The sequence below is a fragment of the Streptomyces sp. NPDC004647 genome, assembly GCF_040609575.1.
Lineage (GTDB): Bacteria > Actinomycetota > Actinomycetes > Streptomycetales > Streptomycetaceae > Streptomyces.
The window spans coordinates 1-25,301 of sequence record NZ_JBEXKU010000010.1; the positions used below are offsets into that span (position 1 = coordinate 1).

General features: G+C 71.3%; 25 protein-coding genes. 7 read left to right on the forward strand and 18 right to left on the reverse strand.

The annotated features are described in order from the left end of the window. Positions 1-184: 184 nt before the first annotated feature. On the forward strand, positions 185-1,888 hold the full coding sequence (locus tag ABZW18_RS06465) for a threonine/serine exporter family protein (RefSeq protein WP_356183179.1): 1,704 nt from the start codon (positions 185-187) through the stop codon (positions 1,886-1,888). 438 nt (positions 1,889-2,326) lie between these two features. On the opposite strand, the gene ABZW18_RS06470 is transcribed toward ABZW18_RS06465, so the two are convergent. Beyond that, on the reverse strand, positions 2,327-3,025 hold the full coding sequence (locus tag ABZW18_RS06470) for a VTT domain-containing protein (protein ID WP_356182924.1): 699 nt from the start codon (positions 3,023-3,025) through the stop codon (positions 2,327-2,329). 254 nt (positions 3,026-3,279) lie between these two features. Here ABZW18_RS06470 and ABZW18_RS06475 point away from each other — a divergent pair, with 254 nt between their 5' ends. After that, a complete protein-coding gene (locus tag ABZW18_RS06475) occupies positions 3,280-3,648 on the forward strand; it encodes a YbjQ family protein (RefSeq protein WP_356182926.1) in 369 nt (122 codons plus the stop codon). A gap of 59 nt (positions 3,649-3,707) precedes the next feature. On the opposite strand, the gene ABZW18_RS06480 is transcribed toward ABZW18_RS06475, so the two are convergent. Beyond that, positions 3,708-4,466, reverse strand: a complete 759-nt coding sequence (locus tag ABZW18_RS06480) for a MerR family transcriptional regulator (RefSeq protein ID WP_356182929.1) — start codon at positions 4,464-4,466, stop codon at positions 3,708-3,710. 123 nt (positions 4,467-4,589) lie between these two features. Here ABZW18_RS06480 and ABZW18_RS06485 point away from each other — a divergent pair, with 123 nt between their 5' ends. Continuing rightward, on the forward strand, positions 4,590-5,882 hold the full coding sequence (locus tag ABZW18_RS06485; protein ID WP_356182932.1) for an ion channel protein: 1,293 nt from the start codon (positions 4,590-4,592) through the stop codon (positions 5,880-5,882). A gap of 139 nt (positions 5,883-6,021) precedes the next feature. Then, positions 6,022-7,437 (forward strand): glutamate decarboxylase, encoded by a 1,416-nt coding sequence (locus tag ABZW18_RS06490; protein WP_356183182.1) that lies wholly within the window; start codon positions 6,022-6,024, stop codon positions 7,435-7,437. A 234-nt stretch (positions 7,438-7,671) separates the two neighbouring features. On the opposite strand, the gene ABZW18_RS06495 is transcribed toward ABZW18_RS06490, so the two are convergent. The 6 genes from ABZW18_RS06495 to ABZW18_RS06520 all read right to left on the reverse strand — a co-directional run bounded on the left by ABZW18_RS06495 (position 7,672) and on the right by ABZW18_RS06520 (position 13,554). Beyond that, positions 7,672-8,424, reverse strand: a complete 753-nt coding sequence (locus ABZW18_RS06495) for an ABC transporter permease (RefSeq protein ID WP_356183185.1) — start codon at positions 8,422-8,424, stop codon at positions 7,672-7,674. A gap of 98 nt (positions 8,425-8,522) precedes the next feature. Further along, complete coding sequence (locus ABZW18_RS06500; protein ID WP_356182934.1) at positions 8,523-9,497, reverse strand: ATP-binding cassette domain-containing protein; 975 nt, start codon at positions 9,495-9,497, stop codon at positions 8,523-8,525. Between the two features lie 83 nt (positions 9,498-9,580). Then, positions 9,581-10,222: a PadR family transcriptional regulator gene (locus tag ABZW18_RS06505; protein WP_356182937.1), complete on the reverse strand. Its 642-nt coding sequence runs from the start codon at positions 10,220-10,222 to the stop codon at positions 9,581-9,583. Positions 10,223-10,428: 206 nt separating this feature from the next. Beyond that, positions 10,429-10,965 (reverse strand): DinB family protein, encoded by a 537-nt coding sequence (locus ABZW18_RS06510; RefSeq protein WP_356182940.1) that lies wholly within the window; start codon positions 10,963-10,965, stop codon positions 10,429-10,431. Positions 10,966-11,173: 208 nt separating this feature from the next. Next, complete coding sequence (locus ABZW18_RS06515; RefSeq protein WP_356182943.1) at positions 11,174-12,631, reverse strand: aldehyde dehydrogenase family protein; 1,458 nt, start codon at positions 12,629-12,631, stop codon at positions 11,174-11,176. A gap of 86 nt (positions 12,632-12,717) precedes the next feature. After that, a complete protein-coding gene (locus ABZW18_RS06520) occupies positions 12,718-13,554 on the reverse strand; it encodes a helix-turn-helix transcriptional regulator (protein WP_356182946.1) in 837 nt (278 codons plus the stop codon). A 371-nt stretch (positions 13,555-13,925) separates the two neighbouring features. Here ABZW18_RS06520 and ABZW18_RS06525 point away from each other — a divergent pair, with 371 nt between their 5' ends. Next, positions 13,926-14,465 carry an ATP-binding protein gene (locus tag ABZW18_RS06525; protein WP_356182949.1) on the forward strand — a complete coding sequence of 180 codons (540 nt, stop codon included), beginning with the start codon at positions 13,926-13,928 and terminating at the stop codon, positions 14,463-14,465. 1 nt (position 14,466) lies between these two features. Here ABZW18_RS06525 and ABZW18_RS06530 read toward each other — a convergent pair whose 3' ends face one another. From ABZW18_RS06530 to rpmG, 5 genes are all read right to left on the reverse strand, one after another. Then, the gene (locus ABZW18_RS06530; RefSeq protein WP_356182952.1) at positions 14,467-14,709 is read right to left on the reverse strand and encodes a DUF397 domain-containing protein; all 243 of its coding nucleotides are present in this window, start codon (positions 14,707-14,709) and stop codon (positions 14,467-14,469) included. A 130-nt stretch (positions 14,710-14,839) separates the two neighbouring features. Then, entirely contained in the window at positions 14,840-15,082 is a 243-nt protein-coding gene (rpsR, locus tag ABZW18_RS06535) for a 30S ribosomal protein S18 (RefSeq protein WP_356182955.1), read from the reverse strand. 30 nt (positions 15,083-15,112) lie between these two features. Beyond that, positions 15,113-16,309: a GTP-binding protein gene (locus ABZW18_RS06540; protein WP_356182957.1), complete on the reverse strand. Its 1,197-nt coding sequence runs from the start codon at positions 16,307-16,309 to the stop codon at positions 15,113-15,115. Further along, positions 16,309-16,563 (reverse strand): type B 50S ribosomal protein L31, encoded by a 255-nt coding sequence (locus ABZW18_RS06545; protein WP_356182960.1) that lies wholly within the window; start codon positions 16,561-16,563, stop codon positions 16,309-16,311. The genes ABZW18_RS06540 and ABZW18_RS06545 overlap by 1 nt, the downstream gene beginning before the upstream one ends. A gap of 14 nt (positions 16,564-16,577) precedes the next feature. Further along, on the reverse strand, positions 16,578-16,742 hold the full coding sequence (gene rpmG, locus ABZW18_RS06550; RefSeq protein ID WP_356182963.1) for a 50S ribosomal protein L33: 165 nt from the start codon (positions 16,740-16,742) through the stop codon (positions 16,578-16,580). A 50-nt stretch (positions 16,743-16,792) separates the two neighbouring features. On the opposite strand from rpmG, the gene rpmB reads away from it, so the two are divergent. Both rpmB and rpsN read left to right on the forward strand, forming a co-directional pair. Continuing rightward, entirely contained in the window at positions 16,793-17,029 is a 237-nt protein-coding gene (gene rpmB, locus ABZW18_RS06555; protein WP_356182965.1) for a 50S ribosomal protein L28, read from the forward strand. After that, a complete protein-coding gene (gene rpsN, locus ABZW18_RS06560; RefSeq protein ID WP_356182968.1) occupies positions 17,029-17,334 on the forward strand; it encodes a 30S ribosomal protein S14 in 306 nt (101 codons plus the stop codon). The genes rpmB and rpsN overlap by 1 nt, the downstream gene beginning before the upstream one ends. A gap of 186 nt (positions 17,335-17,520) precedes the next feature. On the opposite strand, the gene ABZW18_RS06565 is transcribed toward rpsN, so the two are convergent. From ABZW18_RS06565 to ABZW18_RS06585, 5 genes are all read right to left on the reverse strand, one after another. Further along, positions 17,521-19,620, reverse strand: a complete 2,100-nt coding sequence (locus tag ABZW18_RS06565; protein ID WP_356182970.1) for an FUSC family protein — start codon at positions 19,618-19,620, stop codon at positions 17,521-17,523. 263 nt (positions 19,621-19,883) lie between these two features. Beyond that, entirely contained in the window at positions 19,884-21,425 is a 1,542-nt protein-coding gene (locus ABZW18_RS06570; RefSeq protein WP_356182973.1) for an ATP-binding cassette domain-containing protein, read from the reverse strand. Then, on the reverse strand, positions 21,422-22,228 hold the full coding sequence (locus ABZW18_RS06575) for an ABC transporter permease subunit (RefSeq protein ID WP_356183188.1): 807 nt from the start codon (positions 22,226-22,228) through the stop codon (positions 21,422-21,424). Before ABZW18_RS06575 ends, ABZW18_RS06570 begins: the two co-directional genes overlap by 4 nt. Positions 22,229-22,671: 443 nt before the next feature. Beyond that, positions 22,672-23,685: an ABC transporter permease gene (locus tag ABZW18_RS06580; RefSeq protein ID WP_356182976.1), complete on the reverse strand. Its 1,014-nt coding sequence runs from the start codon at positions 23,683-23,685 to the stop codon at positions 22,672-22,674. Beyond that, complete coding sequence (locus tag ABZW18_RS06585) at positions 23,670-25,199, reverse strand: ABC transporter substrate-binding protein (protein ID WP_356183191.1); 1,530 nt, start codon at positions 25,197-25,199, stop codon at positions 23,670-23,672. Before ABZW18_RS06585 ends, ABZW18_RS06580 begins: the two co-directional genes overlap by 16 nt. Positions 25,200-25,301: the final 102 nt, after the last annotated feature.

Here is a 25,301-nt window from a genome sequence, read left to right on the forward strand (position 1 = left end):
TCCCCGCGCCGCTGCGCTTGTGTCTTTTCCCTTGCCGGGGGGGCGCCCCCCGGGGGTGCGCCCCCCCCCCGCCCGTGCGCGGAGACCTCCAGGCCGCCCTCGGGACATGACGGGCAGTGGGGGCGGGCATGCGGCATCGTTGCCGGTGAGGATCGACAAGGCAGGAGAGGAGGAGCGGAGCAACGTGGTCGCGGACCCGAAGCGGAGCGGCAGCAATCCGGAGGAGGAGCACCTCGAGGACCGTAAGCCGCAGTCGGACGAGGCGCACAGCGCCTTTACTCCGCCAGAGGGGGTGCCGCTGCCGGCGCCGCCGGAGGAGGAGCACCCGACATCGGAGTTCGCCGTGCCCAGCGGTTTCGCTCCGGAGGCGGCTGCCGAGTCGGCCCAGCTGGAGGGGTCGGCCTTCAACCGGCCGAAGGGGCGGACGACGCAGACCAGGCAGCCGTCCGGCTACCCGGCCTTCACGCCGCCGCACGGTATCCCGGTGATCCGGCTGACCAAGGAAACTCCCTGGCAGGACCGGATGCGCACGATGCTGCGTATGCCGATCGCCGACCGGCCGGTGCCGGAGCGGGCGGAGAAGCACGAGGACGAGACCGGTCCGGCCGTCCCCCGCGTCCTCGACCTGACGCTTCGTATCGGCGAGCTGCTGCTCGCGGGCGGCGAGGGCGCGGAGGACGTCGAGGCGGCGATGTTCGGGGTCGCCCATGCGTACGGCCTGGACCGCTGCGAGCCGACCGTCACCTTCACCCTGCTGTCGGTCACCTACCAGCCGTCGCTGGTCGACGACCCGGTGACGGCCAGCCGGACCGTGCGGCGGCGCGTCACCGACTACAACCGGCTGTCGGCCGTCTTCCGGTTGGTCGACGACATCTGCGCGGAGGACGTCGAGGTCACGCTCGAGGAGGCGTACCGGCGGCTGGCGGAGATCCGACGGAACCGGCACCCCTACCCGGGATGGGCGCTGACGCTGGCCTCCGGCGCTCTGGCGGGCGCGGCGAGCACGCTGGTGGGTGGCACCTGGCTGGTCTTCATCGCGGCAGCCGTGGGTGCGATGCTCGGCGACCGGCTGGCGTGGCTGGCTTCGGGGCGCGGGCTGCCGGAGTTCTACCAGTTCGTGGCGGCGGCGATGCCGCCGGCGGCAATGGGCGTGGCGCTGAGCCTCGTGCACGCGAACGTACAGGCTTCCGCTGTGATCACCGGTGGACTGTTCGCGCTGATCCCGGGGCGAGCGCTGGTCGCGGCGGTACAGGATGGCCTGACGGGTTACTACATCACCGCCGCCGCACGGCTGTTGGAGGTCTGCTACCTCATCGTCGGGATCATCTGCGGCGTGCTGGTCGTGCTGTACGGCGGCGTGCAGCTGAACGCGACACTGAACCCGGAGGAGGCGCTGGGCGGCGACTCGCGGCCGGTGACGCAGATCTGCGTCGCGATGCTGCTGGCACTCGCCTTCGCTGTGCTGCTCCAGCAGGAACGTCACACCGTGCTGGTGGCCACCCTGAACGGCGGAGTGGCGTGGGTCGTCTTCGGCGCGCTGCACGACACGGGCGGATTGGATCCGGTGGCCGCGACGGCCGTGGCCGCGGGGCTGGTCGGCCTCTTCGGACAGCTGCTGTCGCGCTACCGGTACGCGTCGGCGCTGCCGTACGTCACGGCGGCCATCGGTCCGCTGCTGCCGGGTAGTGCGACGTACTTCGGGCTGCTGGGGCTGGCGCAGGGAAGCCTGGAGACGGGCATCGGATCGCTGACACAGGCAGCCGCCCTGGCACTCGCCATCGCCATCGGGGTGAACCTGGGTGGTGAGATCGCCCGGCTCGCCATCAAGGTCCCGGGCGCGGCCGAGGCCTCAGCCCGCCGCGCGGCGAAGCGCACCCGCGGTTTCTGAGGGCCACGGTTGCCCACTGGGGGGCGGTGGCTGGGATGGGGTCTGGCCCCGGCCTGGCCGGGTCGGGTCGGGCCGGGCCGGTCGGTCGGGCCGGGCCGGGCCGGTCGGTCGGGCCGGGCCGGGCCGGTCGGTCGGGTGGGCCGGGCCGGTCGGTCGGGTGGGCCGGGCCGGTCGGTCGGGTGGGCTGGGTCGGGCCGGTCGGTCGGGTGGGCTGGGTCGGGCCGGTCGGGCCAGTCGGGTCGGGCCGGGCCGGTCGGGTCAGTGGCAGGTCCGGTCGCGGGCAGGTCCGGTCGAGCGCGGTTTCCCGTTTCGTGCGGCCGCTCTGAGGATTCCTGCGGCTGAGGCCTGAGGTGAGGTGCCTGCCCAGGGGTTCGGGAAAGGCCCGGCCGCTGTACTGCGGAACGCCGGGCGGGAAGTGACCTCCCCGCCCGGGCCGCGTCAGCGTCGGGCGTGGCGGCCGCGCTGGCCCGGGGCCTGGGGGTCCGTCGGCTCGGGGGCCGCCAGGCGCTCCTTCTTCGACTTGCCACGGGCGCGGAGATATTCGATCACGATCGGGACGACCGAGAGCAGCACGATGGCGACCAGGATCGCCTCGATGTGCTTGTTCACGAAGTCGATCCGGCCGAGGAAGTAGCCGAGCAGGGTCACCCCTGCGCCCCAGAGCATCCCGCCGATGACGTTGAAGGTGATGAACGAGCGGTAGTTCATCCGGCTGACGCCCGCGATGATCGGCGTGAAGGTCCGCACGATCGGCACGAAGCGGGCCAGGACCAGCGACTTCGGCCCGTACTTCTCGAAGAATTCGTGGGCCTTCTCGACGTTCTCCTGCTTGAAGAGCTTGGAGTCCGGCCGGCGGAAGAGCGAAGGACCGACCTTGCGTCCGAAGAGATAGCCGACCTGGTCACCGATGACCGCCGCGAGGACGACGAGCACACAGACCAGCCACAGCGGGTAGTGCAGGTATTTGTCGGTCGCGACAAGCAGGCCGGTGGTGAAGAGCAGCGAGTCACCTGGCAGGAAGAAGCCGATGAGCAGGCCGGACTCGGCGAAGACGATCGCCAGGATGCCGATCAGCCCGAACGTCTGGATCAGATAGTCCGGGTCCAGCCAGCTGGGGCCGAGCGCGAGGGTGGTCACGGTTGACAGGCTCCTGGATCAAGGGCGCAGGCTCAAACGGTGCCCGGGCGCAGGTACGGCTGGATATGGCGCAGTCCAAAGCTATCAACGCCCACGGAGGGCGTCGGGTTCCAGTCCGCCCCACGGCACCGGGCGGGAGCCGTCGCCGGATCCTGCTGGCCGGCCGGCGCCTTCGGCCGGACGGCTCAACGCGGATATCCCCGGATGCGTCCCTTCCGGCGACAAGTGATCCTTTTCGGCAGGAGGTGGATGCGATGGGCATCGAGGAGTTCGGCGGCGGACAAGGCCCCCAGTCCGACGTCCTGGTGGTGACGACCAACGACGTACCCGGTTACCACGTTCAGCAGGTCATCGGCGAGGTCTTCGGTCTGACGGTGCGCTCGCGACACCTCGGCAGCCAGATCGGCGCGGGCCTGAAGTCGATGATCGGCGGCGAGCTGAGAGGGCTGACCAAGACGCTGGTCGAGACCCGGAACCAGGCCATGGAGCGGCTGGTCGAACAGGCCCGCGCGCGCGGCGGGAACGCGGTGCTGATGATGCGCTTCGATGTGACGGAAGCAGCGGACGTGGGCACCGAGGTGTGCGCGTACGGCACCGCGGTGGTGCTGGCTCCGCAGTCCTGACGCATTGCCGCCCTGACGTATGACGCGGGGCCCGGCGCGCGCTGCCGGGCCCCGCGCGGTCAGACCTTGCGGACGGCGTTGGCCAGAATCGCCTCGCGGACGAACTCGGCGAGACCGGGCCTGATCTGCTCGAAGACTGCGGTGAAGTTCGGGTCCGCGACATACATCTCGCCCAGCCCGGTGTGGATCTCGTAGGTGCAGTCGTAGAAGTTCCGGCTGATCTGCAGCCGGTGCTCCTCCGCGAGATCCATCGCCTCCGGAGAATCCGGTGTCGCGCCGGCCTTCATGAGGGCGGCGAACGCGCCGCTGTTCTCGGCGCTCTCCGCCTTGATCCGAAGCCAGTCCTCCTTGGTGTATGTGGCGGTCCTGCGCCGGGACTCCCGATAGGCGTCGGAGCCGCCCCAGCGCCGCTCGGCCTCCTCCGTGTACTGCTCCGGGTCGTGGTCACCGAAGACTTCGAACTTCTCCTCGGGTGTCAGATTGATGCCCATCTTCCGTGCCTCCATGGCGTGTTCGACGGCTGCGGCCATCTCCTGCAGCTTGGCGATCCCGGCGGACAGCAGCTCGTGCCGGCGCCGCAGGTGTTCCTGCGGGTCCGCGTCCGGGTCGTCGAGCAGGGCCGTGACCTCGTCGAGAGGAAAGCCGAGTTCCCGGTAGAACAGGATCCGTTGCAGCCGGTCGAGGTCGGCGTCGTCATAGCGCCGATGGCCCGCGTGGCTGCGGGTGCTCGGGGAGAGCAGCCCGATCTCGTCGTAGTGGTGCAGGGTCCGCACCGTGCACCCGGCGAAGCCGGCGACCTGTCCGACGGAATAGCTCATGACCTCCGCTCCCTTGTCCGGCTCGTCCGGCGTGTGTGCTCAGCCTGAGCCCTCACGCCACGTGAGGTGCAACCCCCGAGTTTCTGGACTGTTTTGCCCTATTAGTACGCCTATGGTGTGGCGGTGGTTCAGGAAGCCTCCTCCCAGCCCCTCATCACCGGCCCACGATCGCTGCTACCGCTGATCCTTCCGGCGCTCGCGGTCGGGGCGGGGTCGGCCCTGCTGCTGCTCGGAGTGACCGCCGTCTCCGAGGAGCTCAAGGATGTGCTCTGGACGACCCTGCCGGACACGCTGGGCATCGGCAGCTGGTCCTCGGGTTGGATGATCGCTGTTCTCACGGCAACCGGCCTGGCCGTGGGACTGGTGGTGTGGAAGGTGCCGGGCAACGCCGGACCGGACCCGGCCACCACAGGGCTGGTGGACCCGCCCGTGCCGGCCCGGGTGGCCCCCGGGCTGCTGCTCGCTTCTGCGCTGGCCCTCGCGGGCGGGGTCAGCCTGGGGCCCGAGAACCCCATCACCGCGGCGAACATCGCGCTCACCTACAGGCTGGGGCACAAGTTACGCCCGGCGGCCCCGGCTGTGCTGTGGGTGTCGCTGGCCGCCGCGGGCACCATCGGCGCACTGTTCGGCACCCCCGTCGCGGCCGCCCTCATCATCACCGAGAGCCTGGTGGGCCGCCCAGGGCCGGGCGAGGGCCGGCCTCCGCCGTCGCTGTGGGACCAGCTGTTCGGGCCCCTGATCGCCGCCGGGGCGGGCGGAATCACGACCGTGCTGGTCGCCAACCCGACGTTCGACATCGACCTGCCCGGTTTCTCCGGCTCCAGGTACCAGGACGTCCTGGCCGCCCTGGTGATCGCCTCCGTAGGCGCCGTCCTGGGCATGGCAGCGGTGTACGCGTTCCCGTATGTGCACCGGGCCTTCCGGTGGCTGCGGAACCCGGTGGCGACGCTGACGCTCGGCGGTCTGCTGCTGGGGCTGCTCGGCGCGCTGGGCGGGAATCTCACGCTGTTCAAGGGCCTGGACGAGGTGAAGGAGCTCGCCGCGGACGTCGACTCATGGTCGGCCGGTGACCTCGCGCTGATGACCGTGGTCAAGCTCGTCGCGCTGATGACCGCGTCCGCCTGTGGGTTCCGCGGCGGGCGGATCTTCCCCGCGGTGTTCGTGGGCGTGGCGCTGGGACTGTTCGCCCATGCGGTCGTACCGCAGGTGCACCCGACGCTCGGCGCGGTGTGCGGGGTGCTCGGCGTCCTGATGGCGCTGACCCGGCAGGGCTGGCTGAGCCTGTTCACAGCTGCCGTGCTGGCACCCGACGCCGAAGTGCTGCCGCTGCTGTGCCTGGCCTCGCTGCCCGCCTGGCTGCTCGTTACCGGCCGCCCGATGATGCAGCTTCACGAGGACAGCAGCCCGGTGCGGTGACAGAGGTCGCCATGCGCAGCAACCGGACAGGCCCGGCAGGCGGTATGCCCTTATCGTCGCGACCAGAAGGAGGGAACACCATGGGCTCCCGTCATCAAGGCGGGGCTCGCCGCCGCATGCTGAAAGGGCATCGCCGATGATGTCGCTGCACAAGGGACCGGGCCCCGCCGGATCCGAACGGACCGGGCTGTCGGTCAACCCCTTCTTCGGACCGGCCGATCCGGTCGGCGGGATGACCGCCGCCCCGCCCCGCCACCGGCTGCCGGCGGGCCCGATGAGGCCCGAGTCCGCGTATCAGCTCGTCCACGACGAGCTGATGCTCGACGGCAACTCCCGGCTCAACCTCGCGACCTTCGTCACCACCTGGATGGAGCCGCACGCCGGTGTGCTGATGGCCGAGTGCCGGGACAAGAACATGATCGACAAGGACGAGTATCCGCGCACCGCCGAACTGGAGCGGCGCTGCGTGGTGATCCTCGCCGATCTCTGGAACGCCCCCGACCCGAGCGGAGCCGTGGGCTGCTCCACCACGGGGTCGAGCGAGGCGTGCATGCTCGCCGGCCTGGCTCTCAAGCGCCGCTGGGCCAAACGCAACGCCGACCGCTATCCCGGGAGCGCGAGGCCCAATCTGGTGATGGGCGTGAACGTCCAGGTCTGCTGGGACAAATTCTGCAACTTCTGGGAGGTCGAGGCCCGTCAGGTCCCCATGGAGGGCGACCGGTTCCATCTCGACCCGCAGGCCGCGGCGGATCTCTGCGACGAGAACACCATCGGCGTGGTGACCATTCTCGGCTCGACCTTCGACGGGTCCTATGAACCGGTGGCCGAAGTCTGCAAGTCGCTGGACGCGCTCCAGGAGCGAACCGGGCTCGATGTGCCGGTCCATGTCGACGGTGCCTCGGGTGCGATGATCGCCCCCTTCCTGGACGAGAGCGTGGTCTGGGACTTCCGGCTGCCGCGCGTCGCCTCGATCAACACCTCCGGCCACAAGTACGGGCTGGTGTATCCGGGAGTGGGCTGGGCGCTCTGGCGGACCTCCGATGCCCTCCCCGAAGAGCTGGTCTTCCGGGTCAACTACCTGGGCGGCGACATGCCCACCTTCGCGCTCAACTTCTCCCGACCGGGAGCCCAGGTCGCCGCGCAGTACTACACGTTTCTGCGGCTGGGCCGGGACGGTTTCCGCGCCGTCCAGCAGACGGCCCGGGACGTGGCTCGCTCCCTGGCCGAACGGGTCGAGGCCCTCGGCGACTTCCACCTGCTGTCGCACGGAGACGAACTCCCGGTCTTCGCCTTCACCACTGCCCAGGACATCGTGAACTACGACGTCTTCGACGTGTCCCGGCGGCTGCGTGAGCGCGGCTGGCTGGTGCCCGCCTACGCCTTTCCCCCCAACAGGGAGGACCTGGACGTCCTCCGCGTGGTGTGCCGCAACGGCTTCACCGCGGACCTCGCCGAACTGTTCATCGAGGACCTGCGTCAGTTGCTGCCCGAACTGCGCGGCCAGGCCGAGCCGCTGAACCGCCCCGCATCCGTCGACACCGCGTTCCATCACTGACCCCTCCGTCCACGCCCCCCGTGAGCGCCCTGCCTTCATTTACACCGCAGGCCCCGGCGAGGTTCCCGCTCGTACGCCGAGACTCGTCATCGCGCCCTCGGCCGCGAACCTCAGCCGCGAACCTCGGCCCCGACCCATCGCTGCGGACCCATCGCTGCGACCCAGGGCTGCGACCCGGGCCAGGACGCCGTGGCCCAGCGCGCCCAGGTCCGGCGCAGCCCGGCGCAAGCACGCTCAGCGGCTGAGCCCGCGGAACCGGTGGACTGCCAGCGGGAAGAAGACCGCGATCAGCACCACGGGCCAGACCACCGCCATCAGCACCGAGTGCTGCGCGACCCATGAGTCCCCGCCCCAGCCCGGGTTGGCGAAGAGCTCCCGGACCGCGGCTGCCGTAGCCGACATCGGGTTCCACTCGGCGATCGCCCCCAGCCAGCCCGGCATGTCCTCCGGCGAGGAGAAGGTGTTGGACAGGAAGGCCACCGGCCAGACGAGGATCTGCACGGCCTGTACGAGTTCCGGCCTGCCCGCGACGAGGCCGAGACAGATGCCGATCCACAGCATCGCCAAGCGGAGCAGGAGCAACAGCCCGACGGCGAGAAGCGCTTCCCCGGCCGTGCCGTGCCAACGCCAGCCCATCGCCAGCCCCACCCCGATCATGATCAGCAGGCTGAGCACCGACTGGAGCATGTCGGCGGCGCTCCGCCCCACCAGCACCGCGGACGCCGCCATCGGCATCGAGCGGAAGCGGTCGATGACACCCTTGTTCAGGTCCTGGGTGATCGCGATCATCGTCGCTTCGAGACCGAAGGCCATGGTGAGGGCGAGCATGCCCGGCACCAGGATCTCCTTGTAGTCCCCGCCCCGGGGGACAGTCATCCCGCCACCGATGAAGTAGGCGAACATCAGCAGCATCATCACCGGGAAGACCAGCCCGACGATGATCTGGACGGGCTGCCGCGCCCAGTGCGCGAACTCGCGCCGCGTCATCGTCCAGGAGTCCACAAGAACCCGGCCCGCCCTGGATCCGCTGGATCCGCCCGTGCGGGAACCTCCATGTCGCAGGCCGGGAGCGGGAGTTGCGGTGGTCATACGACAGCCTCCTTCGCGGCCTCGGGCGTGCCTCCGGTCAGATGCAGGAACACCTCGTCGAGGGTGGGTCGGCGCAGGGCGATGTCCTCCGCCTCGATCCCGGCCGCGGCCAGGGCACGTACCGCCTCGGTCAGCGCGGTGATCCGGTCGGTCACCGCCGCGCTCACCCGCCGGCCGTCCTCGTCGGTCTCGACGGCACCGGTCCGGACCGCCGTGCCGAGCACCGAAGCGGCGGAGGCCAGTTGGGCACCGTGACGCACGACGACATCGATACGGTCACCGCCGAGCCCGGATTTGAGCTCGTCGGCCGTGCCGCCCGCGATGACCCGACCGCCGTCGATCACGGAGATACGGTCCGCGAGCTGGTCGGCCTCCTCCAGGTACTGGGTGGTGAGCAGCACGGTCGTACCGCCGCCGACCAGGGAGCGGACCGCGCTCCACACTTCCGTACGGCCGCGCGGGTCGAGACCGGTCGTCGGCTCGTCCAGGAAGAGGATCTGCGGGTCCGTGATCAGGCCGGCTGCGAGATCCAGCCGCCGCCGCATACCGCCGCTGTACTGTCCGACCGCCTTCCTTCCGGTGTCTGCGAGGCCGAACCGCTCCAGCAGCTCATCGGCGCGCAGCCCGGCACGGCGCGACCCCAAGTGATGGAGCCGCCCGAACATCTCCAGGTTCTGCCGGCCGCTCAACTGCTCGTCGACGGCCGCGTGCTGGCCGAGCAGCCCGATCCGGCGGCGGACCTCGTCGGGCTTCCGCAGCACATCGAAGCCGCCCACCTCGGCGCGGCCCCCGTCGTGCCGCAGCAGGGTGGCGAGGATACGGACGGCTGTGGTCTTGCCGGCTCCATTGGGGCCGAGCACCCCGTGGACGGTGCCGCGCTGGACGGTCAGATCCAGCCCGCTGAGAGCCTCCTTGTCCCGGTATCTCTTCCGCAGTCCTTCGACGACGATCGCGAGATCGAGGTCAGCCAATGTGATCTCCTCCCCCTCCTACGTAGTCAAATTTGACTACAGGCCACGAAAATACTCCCCGCTCCAGCATTGGTCAAACTTGATTACTGACGCTCTCGGTCCGGCGTCCCCTGTGACGCGTACGGGTTCTCGACGCCTTCAGGCAGTACGCCGATGAACGGCTCCCCCTCGCCCGCGAAGGTGTACGCCCCCCGCTCGATCCGCTCGATCAGCCCGCTCGTCCACTCGGCGCCGGTGTCCGCGGAGTACACCCACATGTTCATGATCTCGCCGATGTGGCCGAGCGACTCCGGCCCCTCTTCGGGTGTGTAGAACTCGGTGACTGCGGACCGCCACTGCTGGAGACCGCGTACCCGCTCCTTGAGCAGCGCCACCGCCTCGGCGCGCGGCAGGTCGACCATGAAGCCGATGCCGGCGGACAGCACGTCGATCTTCTGGTCGTGGCGGGACAGGGCCTCGCGCAGCAGTTTGAAGAACTCCTCCTGGCCCGTGTCCGTGAGCTCGTACTCCGTACGCGGCGGGCCGCCCGCCGTACTCGGCGCGATCTCATGGGCGAGCAGCACTCCCTGCTTCGCCATCTGTTTCAGGGCGTGGTAGATCGAGCCGGGTTTGGCGTTCGACCACTCGTGGGCGCCCCAGTACTCCAGGTCGTTGCGCACCTGGTAGCCGTGCGCCCGCCCATGCTGGCGGACCGCACCCAGGACCAGCAGCCGGATCGCTGACATCGCCCGTATCTCCCCATCCAGCCTGTTGTGTACGGCGCCAGACTAGGCCCTGTCCGGCCTGTCGCGCCGGGCACGGGAGGCTGCCCGCAACGGCCCCGCCCAAGGTTGACCAGCGGCGGGAACGCCGGCCCGTCCGGGCGGCCGCCGCTGCGGGCGGCGGCCGTACGTCCGGAGCGCAGGATTCCGGAGCCCGGGGACGGCCCGGCTCAGGACGCCGCGCTGCTCTCGGCGGCCAACTCGTAGGCCGTCTTGCCGTCCAGGGACTCACGGATGATGTCGGCATGGCCCGCGTGCCGGGCGATCTCCTCCACCAGATGCAGCATCAGCCAGCGCATCGACACCTGACCGCCGGGCGGGAACCACGGCGCCTCGGGGAGCGGGAAGGTGTCGTCCAGGCTCGGCACCGAGCGGATGAACTCCTCCGTCTCCTGGGCGGCCTTCTCCCAGAAGGCGAGCATCCCGGCGATCGTCTCGCCCTCCACCAGCCGGAAGCTGTCCGCCCAGTTCTCCTCGGTCCGCTCGATGGCGGGCGGCAGCTGCCGGGCCATGCGGAGCCAGCCGAGCTCCGTCTCCGCGACATGCTTGAGCAGCCCGGACAGCGAGAGCTCGCTGCTGCTGGGCTTGCCGGCCGCCTGCTCCTCGGTCAGTCCGAGGACCGACCGGCGGATGGCGCCGCGCTGCGCCTCGGCGAAGGCCAGCAGCGCGCCGCGCTCGTCGCCGCGGGCGTGAACGTGAGTGACCATGGTGTCCGCCTTCCGGGGCTTCTCCGTGCCGTCCTGACACAGACGACGCTACGGAGCCTTGCGGTCAGTTGCTGTCCGCAAGGGTCGTGCGGCGCAAAACGGTGCCGGAAACCGCGAGAGTCCCGGGCGTCGCCCGGACGAGCCCGGGACAGGCCTGGAACCGGGAGAGGCCGAGAGCCCGGGGAAAGGGCCGAGAGCCCGGGAAGGCCTAGAAGGGGAAGCCGCTGCGGCCGTGCTGGATGGAGATCCACTTCTGAGTGGTGAACGCCTCCACCATGGAGTCGCCGTTCAGCCGGCCGAGGCCCGATCGCTTCTCGCCGCCGAAGGCGACGATCGGCTCGTCGTGGACAGTGCCGTCATTGATGTGGATCATGCCGGTCTCGATCCGCTGCGCGATGCGGACGCCGCGCTCGATGTCGCCGGTGTGCACCGCGCCGCTCAGCCCGTACGGGGTGTCGTTGGCGAGCCGTACCGCCTCGTCCTCCCCGTCGAACGGCACCACGAGCACCACCGGCCCGAAGATCTCCTCGCGCAGCACGGGTGAGTCGGCGGCCAGGCCGGTGAGCACGGTGGGGGCCACGAGATTGCCCTCGGTGGTCCCGCGCAGCAGCGCGGTGGCGCCCGCCTCGATCGTCTGCTCGACGACCTTGGAGACCGCGTCGGCCTGCGAGGAGTTGATCAGCGGGCCGATGTGGGTCTGCGGATCCGCCGGGTCGCCGACCTTCAGGGTCTTGATCTTGGCGACGAACTTCTCGGTGAACTCCTGCTCGACGCGGCGGTCCACGAGTACGCGGTTGGCGGCCATACAGACCTGGCCCTGGTGCACGAACCGGCTGAACACCGCGGCGTCCACCGCGTAGTCGATGTCCGCGTCCTCCAGCACGATGACCGCGCTGTTGCCGCCCAGCTCCAGTACGGCGTGCTTGAAGTTGGCCGCGCACACGGTGGCCACATGCCGACCGACCGTGTCGGAACCGGTGAACGAGATGACCTTCGGCACCGGGTGCTCGATCAGAGCGTCGCCGATCTCCGCGATGTCGGTGATCACGACATTCAGCAGACCTGCGGGCAGGCCCGCCTCCTCGAACACACGGGCCACCAGGCCGCCGCCCACGATCGGCGTGTTCTGATGCGGCTTGAGGACCACCGCGTTGCCGAGCGCCAGCGCCGGGGCGACCGACTTGATGGACAGCAGGAAGGGGAAGTTGAAGGGGCTGATGACGCCGACGACACCGACCGGGAGCCGGTAGAGCCGGTTTTCCTTGCCGTCCACCGGGGAGGGGATGATCCGGCCCTCGGGGCGCAGCGCCAGCTGCATCGCCTCGCGCAGGAACTCCTTGGCCAGGTGCAGCTCGAAGGCCGCCTTCAGCCGGGTGCCGCCGAGCTCGGCGATGATCGCCTCGGTGATCTCCTGCTCGCGGTCCTCGATGATTCGAACGGCCCGCTCGAAGACGAGACGGCGCGTGTACGGATTGGTCGCGGCCCACTCGCGCTGCGCGCGCTCCGCCGCCCTGTAGGCCTGGTCCACTTCCTCGACGGTGGCCACGGTTATGGAGGCCAGCTTCTCCCCGTCGTACGGGTTGAAGTCGATGATGTCCCAGGAGCCGCTGCCGGTCCGCCACTCACCGTCTATGTACTGATGGGCCAGTTCTTTGAAGTAGGACATGCCATCCCTGTCTGGAGGGCGGGGTGCCCGGTGGGGCACCCGCGGACGGATGCGGGCTCCTGATGACATGTCATCGTACTGATGAGTCAGAGCCGTTGGAGAATCTTGGCGAGCAACTCCCGGCTGCTTTCCGGCGTCAGGCTGTCGTCGTGCAGCCGCTCCATGGCCCGCTCGTACTGGGCGACCTCGTCGCGCTTGTCGAGGTAGAGAGCGCTGGTGAGCTGCTCCAGATAGACGACGTCGGGCAGGTCGGACTCGGGGAACCGGAGCATGGTGAAGGCACCGCTCTCCCCCGAGTGGCCGCCGAAGGAGAACGGCATGATCTGCAGGGTCACCTGGGGCCGCTCGGAGATCTCGATGAGGTGCCGCAGCTGGCCGCGCATGACTTTGCTGCCGCCGTACGGCCGGTGCAGAGCGGCCTCGTCGAGTACGACGTGGAACTCCGGGCCGCGCTCGGAGACCAGCAGCTTCTGCCGCTCCAGGCGGAGGGCGACGCGCCGTTCGACCTCGCTCCGGGAGGCCTCGGGCTGGCCGCGGCTGACGACGGCGTGGACGTACTCCTCGGTCTGCAGCAGTCCGTGCACGAACTGCACCTCGTAGCCGCGGATGGACGACGCCGCGCCCTCCAGGCCCACGTACGTCTGGAACCAGCCGGGCAGCACGTCGCCGTAACTGTGCCACCACCCGGCGACGTTGGCCTCACGGGCGAGGCCGAGCAGTGCGTCGCGCTCGGCACCGTCGGTGACGCCGTAGAGCGTCAGCAGGTCCTCGACATCCCGTGCTTTGAAGCTCACCCGGCCCAACTCCATGCGGCTGATCTTCGACTCGGAGGCGCGGATCGAGTAGCCGGCGGCTTCACGCGTGACGCCGCGGGATTCCCGGAGCCGCCTGAGCTGGGACCCGAGCAGGATGCGGCGCACCATCGAGCCGCTCGATCCACCCGCCCCGTCCGTTCCTCCCCCAGCGACCGCTGGGTTGTGCCCCCTACCCGGCTGCACTGTGCTCATTTCCCGACTGCCTGTCTCCGTTGGTGATGCACTGCGACCGTCATCGGCCGAAGTCTGCCATCTCCGGGCTCCGTTGCGTGCCCGTCCGGTTACACAGACGCGAACTGGTCGGCAGAGGCTACGAAACCCGCCGAAGGAAGAATTGGGTGCCAATCGCCACGTGAGCATATAAGCCGGGCGCGTGCACGTGCATTTGCCCTTGCATCTGCTGTACGCATTGGGAACGATGGTGCACGAGCACCAGCACGCCGCCTTGACCGATTCCTATAGGGCCAGGAGTGCCTCGCATGGGGACCGAAGGATCGACCATGCTCCAGCCGTTACGGCAGGGCCTCCCTCCCATCGACCCCACGACTGTGTCGAGTTCCGTCGCCTGTTCGCTCTCCCCTCACTACGAATCGGTCAAAGATGCCCGCCAGTTCGCCATGGCCGCTCTCGGCCGCTGGGATCTGACCGAGCAGTTCGACAGCGTGGCGCTGGTGGTCTCGGAACTGGTGACCAATGCCCTGCGCCACGCGCTCCCGGACGGCTCCGCCACCGCCGCACCGGAGCCGCTCGTCCGACTGCACCTGATGCACTGGGCCTCGCGCCTGGTCTGCGCCGTACGGGACCCGAGCGACAGAGGACCGGTCGTCGGCGAGGTGTCCCCCGGCGACCCGGACTGCACGGCCGAATCGGGCCGCGGCCTCTATCTCGTCGAAACCTTCAGCGACAGCTGGGGCTGGCATCCGCTCGCCGGCACCCTGCGGGGCAAGGTCGTCTGGGCGCTCTTCCAGCTACCGACGGCCTCCTGGACAGTACGGTCCGCGGATTCAGCCCCCCAGTAGCTCAGTCCCGCACGAGATGGTCGAATTCCCCGTCCTTGACGCCGAGGAGCATCGCCTCGACCTCCGCCGGGGTGTAGATGAGCGCCGGCCCGTCGGGGAAACGCGAATTGCGCACCGCCACACCACCGTCCGGCAACTTGGCGAACTCCACGCACGCACCCTGGGAGTTGCTGTGCCGACTCTTCTGCCAGACGGCACCCTGCAGATCCCTGGCCGCCATGCCGTTCCGGTACGGGTGGTGCACAGGACTCTCCCGGGTAGTTGCTGGGGGGTCCCCCGGCCGAAGGCAGGGAGAGATCAACTGCCCTGGATCATAGCTCTGTTCATATGCCGATGCATGAGCGAATGCACGTGCACGGCGGGTGCCCGATCGGCTACTTGGAGGAAGAGGAATACGGCAGCAGTGCCATCTCCCGGGCGTTCTTGATGGCTCGGGCCAGCTGTCGCTGCTGCTGAGCCGTGACGCGAGTCACCCGGCGGCTGCGGATCTTGCCGCGGTCGGAGATGAACTTCCTCAGCAGACCGGTGTCCTTGTAGTCGATATAGGAGACGTCGGCAGCGTCCAGTGGGTTGGGCCGGGGCCTGGAATTCCTGCGGGTGTCTTTGCGGAGCGCCATCTCTGTGCGGCCCTTTCTCTCGGAGGGGAATTACGAAACGGGGTCGAGGAGGCTGTCGAACGCCCGCGGCAGTCGCTTCCACGCCTCGCGGCCGGCCGCGTACTCGGCGTCGGTGAGCAGGCAGGACTCCAGGAGTTCGAGCAGTGCGTCGCGGTCGAGGCCGGGCGAGGTGAACACGAGGTGCTGGGCACGGTCGCCGTGTTCGGGCTCCCAGTCGAGCGCGGCAGCGGCTCGCCGCATCGGCGGAACCAACTCCCAGGCCGCGTCGGGCAGGGCGGCCAGCCAGGGGCCGGCGTTCTCCACGCACAGCGCGCCGCCCGCCGCGTCCCAGGACAGCAGCGTGTCCGGACGGTCGGCGAGCCAGAAACGGCCGCGGCTGCGGGCGGCCGCGCAGGTCAGGTCCTCCAGCGCCGCGTACAGCCGCTCCGGGTGGAACGGCCGGGTGCGGTGCCAGACCGCGGTCGTGACGCCGTGCCCCTCGGCCTCCTGGGGCAGCAGCGCACACGCCGGGTGCTGGCGGGCGGCGGCGGCCTCCGCATCGAAGCCTGCGAAGGCCGCGGCCGCCAGTTCTCCGGAGCCGACGGGCACCTGGCGGGCGGTCGGATGGAGCTGGCCGAGCAGCGCGAGGTCGGCCGGGTCGGGCTCCCCGTCGCCGTCGCCGTTTCCGTCCACGTCGCCGTGGGCGGGCGCGATGGCGAGCACCGGGGCGTACTCCAGCTGCCGGGCCCAGGTGTCGGCGACCGTGCGCTGGTCGCTCGCCGCGGCCGCGAGGCCCACCTCGGCGAGGTCGTCGCCACAGCTCAGATACGGCACCAGCAGCGCCGGGTCCACGACCGTGATCACGCCGGTCAGTTCCAGGACCTCACCGCTGAGCGCGGCCACCACTTCGGCCATCGCCTTGGGTTCGACCGAGTCCCACAGCTCGACGACGGCCAGCCGGCACAGCCCGCTGCCGGCGAGCCGCTCCAGTTCGGGCACGAGGTCCTCGCGCAGCGCGCAGCACGCGCAGTCGTTGACCAGCGGGGCCTCGCCCGTGCCGAGGACGCCGCCGCTGTCGCGGACCGTACGGCGGACGGTGCCCTCGGCGGCCGTCGCCAGATCGTGGTGGAGCGCCACGCTGCCGGGCACCAGATGCAGCAGCCGCTCGACGGCGGTCGCGCGGGCGTCGGAGTGCAGACCGCCGACCAGGACCACCGGGAGCCTGCCGGATGCGTCCGGGGCCTCCATCAGCGGGCCTCGCGCTTGCCGTAGCGGCGCTCGAAGCGCTCGACGCGTCCGGCGGTGTCCATCACGCGCATCCGTCCGGTGTAGAAGGGGTGGCTCGCCGAGGAGATCTCCACGTCGATGACCGGGTAGGTGTTGCCGTCCTCCCACTCGACCGTCCGCTCGCTGGTCGCGGTGGAACGGGTGAGGAAGGCGAAGTCCGACGCGGTGTCACGGAAGACGACGGGCCGGTACGGGGGGTGGATTCCGGGCTTCATGTGCTCTCTCCTCCTCAGCGCTCTTCGCGGAAGGTCACGTGGCGGCGGGCGATCGGGTCGTACTTGCGCAGCTGGAGCCGGTCGGGGTCGTTACGGCGGTTCTTTCGGGTCACGTAGGTGTAGCCGGTTCCGGCTGTGGACCGGATCTTGACCACCGGGCGTAGTTCGTTGCGAGCCATGAGGGCTACTATACAGAAATGGTTTCCATTTTCATTAGGAGGGATCAGCCTTGTCGGCCCACTGCCAGCTGACCGGTCGCAAGCCGGGCTTCGGCCACCACATCTCCCACTCGCACCGCCGTACCAAGCGGCGCTTCGACCCGAACATCCAGCACAAGCGCTACTGGCTGGCCAGCGAGGGCCGCCACGTCCGGCTCACGCTGAGCGCCAAGGGCATCAGGACCGTGGACGCGCTGGGCATCGAGAAGGCCGTGGCCCGCATCCGGGCCCGGGGAGGGCGAGTCTGATGGCGAAGCGGAGCAAGATCGCGAAGAACGACAAGCGGCGGGCGGTCGTCGCCCGGTACGCCGCCCGGCGGGCCCTGTTGAAGGCCGTCATCCGCAATCCGCGAACCCCGGAACAGGAGCGGGCCGCCGCACAGCGGGAGTTGAGCCGGCAGCCGCGCGACGCCAGCGCGACCCGGGTCCGCAACCGTGACGCGGTCGACGGCCGTCCGCGCGGCCACCTGCGCACGTTCGGGCTCTCCCGGATCCGGCTGCGCGAGCAGGCGCACGCCGGATACCTGCCCGGGGTGCGCAAGTCGAGCTGGTAGCGGCCGGCGGCCCGGCGCGTATCCCGGTTGCCTGAGCAGCCGGACCGAAGCCCGCGGACCCCTGCGAGGGGCCCGCGGGCTTCTGTGCCCGTGGTCAGCGGCTGATCGCGCTTCCGTGTGAGCGGTCGGCGGCCGACCGCGGATCCGTGGCCGCGGTCAGCCGCCGACCGCGCCGGGTGCCCGCGGTCAGCGGCCGCCCCGGTCCAGAAGGGCTGAACCGATCGCAGCCGTCAGGTCCTCCAGGGCGTCCAGGAGCAGTTCGGCCCCGCGCCGTACGACGTGGTCCTGGCCGTCCGTCGGCTCCCAGGCGTCGAGGGCCTCCTCCACCGGGTCCCAGCGCGGGACCCGGCGCTCGCGCACATCCCGCGCCCCCTTCGCCGTGGCCTCCCGGAGTGTCTCGGCGAACCGCTCCGCCGCAGGCAGGGGTGGTTCGCCCCGCTCCGGCAGATGAGCCTCCAGCAGCATCACCGCCCGTCCCATCGCCGCCAGCGCCTCATTCGCGTCGTCCGCCGACGCGACGGTGAGGTCGGGGTGGCGTACGGGCTCCAGCTTGGCGTCGGCCAGGGCCTTTTCCCAGGCGGCCCGCGCGTCCCGGGCGGCGAGGAGGGCCCCCCGTACATCCGCGCGCCGCCGGCCCGCGGGGTCGGCGTAACTGCCGATCACCGCTGCGGCGTAACGCCCGTTCGCCGCGAGCCAGTCCGCGAGCCGGTCCTGCAGCCTCGGGGTCTCCCAGGCGGGGTAGAGCGCGTACATCAGCATCGCCAGCGCGCCGCCGAGCAGGGTCAGCAGCACCCGGTCCGGCACCGTCTGCTGCCACTCGTCGCCGCCCATGCCGAGCAGGAAGACCACGTACGCCGCCACGCACGTCTGCGAGGCCACGTAGCCGGTGCGCATCAGCAGGAAGTGCAGCCCGGCGCAGCACACCGCCAGGGCACCGGAGAGAAGGGCGTCGGGCCGGGCGAGCTGGACGACGCCGGTTGCCAGGCACACGCCCACCACCGTCCCGGCCAAACGCGCCACCACGCGCGCGTACGTTTGGTGGAAGTCCGGTCGCATGACCATGACGGAGGCCATCGGTGCCCAGTAGGCGTGCCCCAGCGGGAGTGCCGACGCCAGCAGATAGCCGAGCGAGGCGACCACCGAGAGGCGCACGGCGTGCCGGAGGACGGGCGAGTCCCGGCGGAGTTCGCCGCGCACGGCCCGCATCGCGACCGGCACCATGCGCGGCATGGTGGGCCGCAGCAGCGGCTCCGCGGCCGAGGCGTCGGAGGCGAGGGAAGAGACGGACGCCGACGGCGGGCCGCCGCCGTCCGTGGTGTCCAGCACCTCCCCCAGCAGCGCGATCAGCTGAGCCGCCGCGCGGTGGGCCGGCCCGGTCAGCACTTCGTCAGCGCCCTTGATCCGCAGTGCCTCGACGGCCTCCTGCGGCACCCGGGCGGGCTCGCCGTTCCGGATCGAACGGGAGACCGCGTCGAGCACCGCCCCGGCAGCGGCCAGCAACTCCCGCGCCCGGTCGCGCTCCGGTCCCTCTGCGGCCGCCCCGACCGCCGGGTCGGCGAGCGAGGCCAGTACGGGCCGGATGCGCTCGGTGAGGCCGCGGCTGCCGTGCAGTTCTGCGGGGCGCCGTCGCGCCTCCCTCGGCGTCACGGCTGCGGCGCTGCGGGCCGTCATCAGTGGCTCCGGGTCGAACGGCGCGGACGGGTCGTGCCGCAACCGCCGGGCGAAGTCCGCCACTGCTGCGAACGCGTCGGCGAGGGCCTGCCGGCGGGCCGCCCATCTGCGGACCGGGATCAGCAGGATGAGCGCCGCCTGCACCACGCCGCCGAAGGCGATCACGGCGGCGTGGCCGAGCGCGTCCGGGACGGAGGTGGGCAGGGTGACGGTCACGAGCATGATGCCGACGATCAGCGACGCCACGACCCCGGGGACGAGGCCGGCGGCCCAGGCCAGCCCGGCGAGGAACGCCCATACGGCGAGCACGACGACGAACAGCGCGACGTGGGCGTCGGCGAGATAGCCCAGAAAGGTGCTGAGCGCGAGGCCGGTGCCGGCGGCGAGGGCGATGACGGGGCGCGGCCGCCAGCTGCGCACGAAGGTGGCCGTGCCGGCGGCGAACGCGCCGAAGGCGGAGGAGGCGGCGAAGGCCGGGGACTCCAGCCACAGCGCGAGCCCGGTCACCACCGCCACCCCGGCGGCCCCCCGCAGCGCGACCACCGGCTCGACCCGAGTGCGCTCGACCCTCAGCCCGGAGCGAGCGGTGTCCTTCAGCGCCCGCGTCCACGTCACAACGCCGAGGATAGGGGGAAGAGGCGCACACCGGCCCCACGCCGCAGTACCGGTCGCGGTGCCCCGCAGGACGGAGTGAGGCGGCTCCGCGGGCGCCTTCAGCAGACGGGCGGAAACGACGGTGCGATCGGCCCCGGGGGCCTGCGCCCCGTAGCCGGTCCAGCCGGCTGCGGGCGGCCGGATCGTGGGGCGGCGGCTGTCGTTCCCGGTCCGGTGGTCCCCGGTCTACGCCGTCTGCTCGTCGCCGCTGCCGTGACTGTGGGTCAGCCGTTGGTGCGGATCACCGCGTCGCCCAGAACCTCCTCCGTCGGGCCGCTCTCGATCACATGGCCGTCGTGCAGCACCAGGACGGTCCCGGTGCGCTCCGCCACCAGCCGCAGGTCGTGGCTGACCAGGACCAGCGCCAGGCCGTGCGCCTCGCGCAGCCCCAGCAGCAGGTCCATCACGGCATCCGCGGTGTCCCGGTCGAGCGCGGACGTCACCTCGTCGCAGACCAGCACGTCCGGGTCGGCGGCCAGCGCACGGGCTATGGACACCCGCTGGCGCTGCCCGCCGGAGAGCTCGTGCGGCCGGCGGGCCGCGTGCTCGGGGTCGAGGCCGACCCGCATCAGCAGTTCGGCGACCTGGCCGGGCACCGCCTCACGCGTGCAGCGGCGGTGCAGCCGCAGTGGGCGGGCGAGGGCGGCGGACACCCGTACCGCAGGGTTGAGCGCGCCCATCGGGTCCTGCGGTACGAGCTGCACCCGGCGGCGCTGTTCGCGGCTGCGGGAGCGTACGCCGGGCGGCAGGGTCTCGCCGTCCAGAGTCACGGTCCCGCCCGACGCACGCTGGAGGCCGACGAGCGTGCGCAGCAGGGTGGTCTTGCCCGCGCCGGATGCGCCGACGACGCCGACGGAGGCGCCGGGCGGCACATCGAGGCCCACGCCGTGCAGTACGGGCGTCCGGCGCGGGCCGACATGTGCGGTCAGGCCGCGTGCGGACAGCCCCTCCTGGGCGGGCGTACGGGCTCCCCGGTCGCGCTCAGCCGCGGCCTCCCTGTCCGGGCGGCGGTTCGACACGGCGGCCGGTGTGCGCAGCCGGACGGCCGTCGCCGGAGCCAGTTCCACCACATCGTCGGCCAGCCGCCCCACCAGATCGGGGTCGTGGCAGGACAGCACCACGGCGAGCCGGTGCTCCGCGGCCAGATGGCGCAGCAGACCGGCGATATCGTCGCGGAGCGCGCCGTCCAGGCCCGCGGTGGGCTCGTCGAGGAGCAGTACGCGGGGCCTGCGGGCCAGCGCGCGGGCGAGCGCGACACGGCGCTGCTGGCCGCCGGACAGCTCGCCGCGGCGCCGTCCGAGCAGCTCGGTCGTGGCGGGCAGCCGTACCTCTTCGAGGAGGCTCAGCAGCTCCTCGCGGGAGGCGTCCCCGGCGGTCTCGGCGAGGAGTTTGCGCACACGCATCCGGGGGTTGAGGCCCGAGCCCGGGTCCTGCCCCAGATAGGCGATGCGGTGCCGGCGCAGCTCCCGCAACTCTGCCGCTCCACAGGCCAGGACGTCCAGGCCGAGGACGTCCACGGTGCCCGCCGTACGGGAAGTGCCGGACGGCAGAAGGCCGGTGACCGCCCGCAGCAGGGTGGTCTTGCCGGAGCCGGAGGGGCCGGTGAGGGCGACGACCCGGCCGGTGTACGCCTCCAGGCCGCCGCCGGAGAGCAGGGCGGTGCCGTCGGCGGCGGTCACGGTCAGCCCCGCGACCCGTACGGCCGGTCCGCCGTCCGCGCCGCCAGTGGCCGTACGGGTGGGATATCCGGCCTTGTTGTGGGTCACTGGACCGCCACCGCCTTCCGGCCGGTCTGCGGGGCGAGCGCGGCGGCGGCGAGGTTGACACTCATCGCGAGAAGTCCGATGGCGATGCTGGGGGCCACGACGGCCCAGGGGTTGAGCAGGATGCCGGGGGCGTTCTCACGGATCATCAGGGCCCAGTCGGCGGTCGGGGGCTGCGGGCCGACCTGGAGGAAGCCCGCGGTGGCGACGAGGTAGACGGCGGCGACGAAGCGCAGTCCGAAGAGCACGAGCAGGGTCGACCGGAGATTGGGCAGCACTTCGCGTACGACCAGGTGCCACAGTCTCTCGCCGCCCGCGACCGCCGCCTCGACATAGCCGGTGGCGGCGACGGGCGCGGCCGCGGCGGCCACGAGCCGTACGGCGTACGGGACTCCGAGCGCCACTGCCGCGGTGATCACCGCCGCCCGGCCGCCGTCAGGCCAGGACAGGGTGATGAGCAGAATGCCGAGGACGGCGGGCAGCAGCATCAGTACGTCGGCGGTCCGCTCGACGATGCGCCCGAGTGCGGGCCGCAGCGCTCCGGCCGTGCCCAGCACGGCGGCCAGTCCGGTGACGAGCACCGTGACGACGACCGAGGTGGCGATCAACTCCCCTCCCCCGGAGAGCAGTCGGCTGAGGACATCCCGCCCGAGCTGATCGCCGCCGAGCGGGGCCCCGTCGGTGCCGGGGGGCGCGTACGGCGCGGTGACGGGCGCATCGACGGCATGCGGCGCGATCCACGGGGCCCCTGCCGCGACGGCCACGAGCAGCAGCGCGGGCAGGGTCCGTACGACGGTCCGCCGGATCGCGGCCCGGCCTTCGCGCGCGCGGGCGTCGGGCTTGCGGCTGCCGCGCGAGCCGGGCGCCATGGGCTCCGGAGCACGCGTGCGTGCGACCGGCCAACGACTTCCGCGGTCCCGGCGCGCGCCGGCAGCGCTCTCCGCAGCGGACCGCGGCTCCGGCTCCGGCCGCGGCTGCTGGCCCGGCTCCAGCTGCCGGCCCGGCTCCGGCTCCGGCTCCTGCTCCGGCTGCTGCCCATCAGGCGCCGCCGGCACTGAACGTAGCTGGGCGGCATCCGCGTCGTCCGCCGCCGGACCGGAGAGGTCGCCGGTGAGTGCTGAAGAGGTCTGGGCCGCGCGGTCGGGGCGGCCCGTGGTGGACCGCCGCCCCGGGTCGCGAGCGGCCTCGGGTTCCTGCCTCTCCTCGGGACGGCCTGCCGGGCCGTCGTCCCGCTTCGCCGACTGCCACGTCATATGCGTCCTCCGGCCGCTCGGGCCCGCACCAGGTCGGCGAGCAGCAGTACGCAGGTGATCACCGCGCCGGTCACCATCACCACCCCAGCGATGACCGGGGTGTCCCGGTCGCCCACGGCCCCGGCCAGGACGGCCCCGATGCCCGGGTAGTTGAAGACCGTCTCCACGACCACCGCTCCACCCAGCAGCATGCCGGTCGAGGTGGCGGCGCCCGCCGCGACGGCGGGGAGGGCGCCGGGGAGCACGTGGTGGGTGAGGACGCGGCGCGGGGAGAGGCCGTCGAGGACGGCGGTTTCGATGTGCGGGGCCTTCGCCTCGTCCGCGAGCGCCGCCCGTACGATCCGGGTGTTCCAGCCGATCTGCGGTATCGCCAGGGCGAGTACGGGCAGCACCAGCATCTCCCAGGACGCCGGGGCTCCGTCGGCGCCCGAGGTCGTGACCGCGGGCAGCAGGTCCGTCCAGAGCGCGAACACCAGCACCAGAGCGACCGCGACGACGAATTCGGGCAGCGCGAGTACGGCCGTGGCGGAGGCCGAGACCATACGGTCCACGGCCCGGCCGGGCCGCAGCGCCGCCCAGCACCCCAGCCCCAGCGAGACGCAGACCGTCAGCAGCAGCGCGAGCCCGCCCAGCACCAGCGTGTTGGGGAACGGCCCGGACAGCAGGTCCCGGACCCGCTCACCGCGCGCGGACGTGCCGAGGTCGCCGGTGGGCAGAGCGGTCATCCAGTCGAGGAAGCGCTCGGCCACCGGCCGGTCGAGACCGAGGAGTTCGCGCCGCGTCGCGGTGTCGGCGGTGCTCTCCCCGCGCTCGGACGTCGCGTCGGCCGCGTCCCCCGGCAGCAGTTCGACGGCGGCGAAGACCAGCGCGAGGAGTGCGGCGAGGAGCAGCGCCCGCCGCGCCAGCAGGCTGCCGAACCGCAGCGCCGGCCCGGTGAGCCGGCCGGCCGTACGAGCCGTGGGCGGCGCCCCGTCCCGTACGGCCGGGCCGGCGCTCAGCGGTCCAGCCATGTCCGCTCGAGCTGGACCCGCCCGTAGCCGGGCAGCTTGGGCAGGTCGCGGACCTTCGCCGCGGCGAGGTCGATGCCATCGGCCATGCCCCACAGCAGATAGCCGGAGCGCTCGTGCTCGATCTCCTGGAACTCCCGCAGGACCTTCGCCCGCTCATGCGCGTCGGCGGTGCTCACGGCCTTCTTGTAGGCCTTGTCGAACTCCGCGTCGTTCCAGCCGGTCTCGTTCTGTCCGGAGCCGGAGACCATCGTCTTGCTGGCGAAGAAGACCACGGAGTCGTTGGTGCCCCAGTACGTGGTGTAGAGGTCGCCCTTGAGCCAGGTCTTGTCCCAGAAGGCGGCCGACTCCTGCTTGACGACCTTCACCTTCACCCCGGCCTCGCGCACCTGCGTGGCGAAGAGTGTCGCGGACTCGGCGAGGCCGGCGATGTCCTCGGTGGTGTGCAGGACATACGTCTTGGAGAGGTCGAAGTCGGCTTCCTTCAACAGCTTCTTGGCCTTGGCCAGGTCGCGGGTGCGCTGCGGCAGGTCCTCGGCGTACGCCGGGTCGCCGGTGCCGAGCACGTCGTTGGCGACCCTGCCGTAGCCGCTCAGGACCTGCTTGACCATGGCCTTCCGGTCGACGGCGAGGCGCAGTGCCTCACGCACCTTCGGGTCGGCGAAGGGGCCGTCGGCGGTGCGCATGACGATGGGCATCGCCATGTCGTCGGGCCGGCGCAGGACCTGGACGTCCTTGCGGGACTCGGCGGTACGGGCAGCCACGGCACCAGCGTTGGACGCCAGGTCGATCTGACCGGCGAGCAGCGCGCTCGCCATGGCCTGCGGGCTCTCGAAGATCTTCACCTCGATCGCGTCGAGGTAGACCCGGCCGCCGTACCAGTCGTCGTTGCGGACGAGCCGTGCGTTGCCGCCGCGGTACCAGTCGAGCTTGAAGGGGCCGGTGCCCGGCGCCTTCGCCAACTCCTTCTCCTTGGTCCCCTTCTTGAGGACGAAGGTGGTGAGGCGGGTGAGCTGCGGGAGTTCGGCGTTGGCGTAGTCGGAGACCAGGACGACGGTGTTCGCGCCCTCGGCCTTGATGTTCGCGGCCTTGATGCCCGGGAGGCGGGAGGCGCCCGACGGGGTGCCGCGCAGCCGGCGCAGCGACCAGACGACGTCCTCGGCGGTGACCGGGGTGCCGTCGTGGAACGTCGCCCCCTCGGCGATGCTGAACCGCCAGGTCTTGAGGTCTTCGTCGGAATTCCAGCTCTTGGCCAGCCGGGCGACGGTGTTGTCCGTGCCGCCGGGGACGGTGAGGGTGTCGTAGATCAGACTGATGACGAGGTAGTCGCTCTCGTTGGCCTGGGTGCCGTGCGGATCGCGTGTGATGGCGCTCGCACGGCCGAGGGCCCCGACGCGCAGGGTGCCCCCGGAGCGCGGCCTGCCGGAGCCCTTGGCGGACGAATCGGTGGCGGAGTCGCCGGTTCCGCAGGCGGTGAGGAGCGCGGCCGCGCCCATGCCGCCGCCGGCCCACAGCATCTGCCGTCTCGTCAGATCCACTCTGTCCTCGCTTCGCCTTTTGCGCACTGAAACAATTACTCAGGTTTGCCTACCCGAACGCCACTCCCAGGCAAAGGCTGA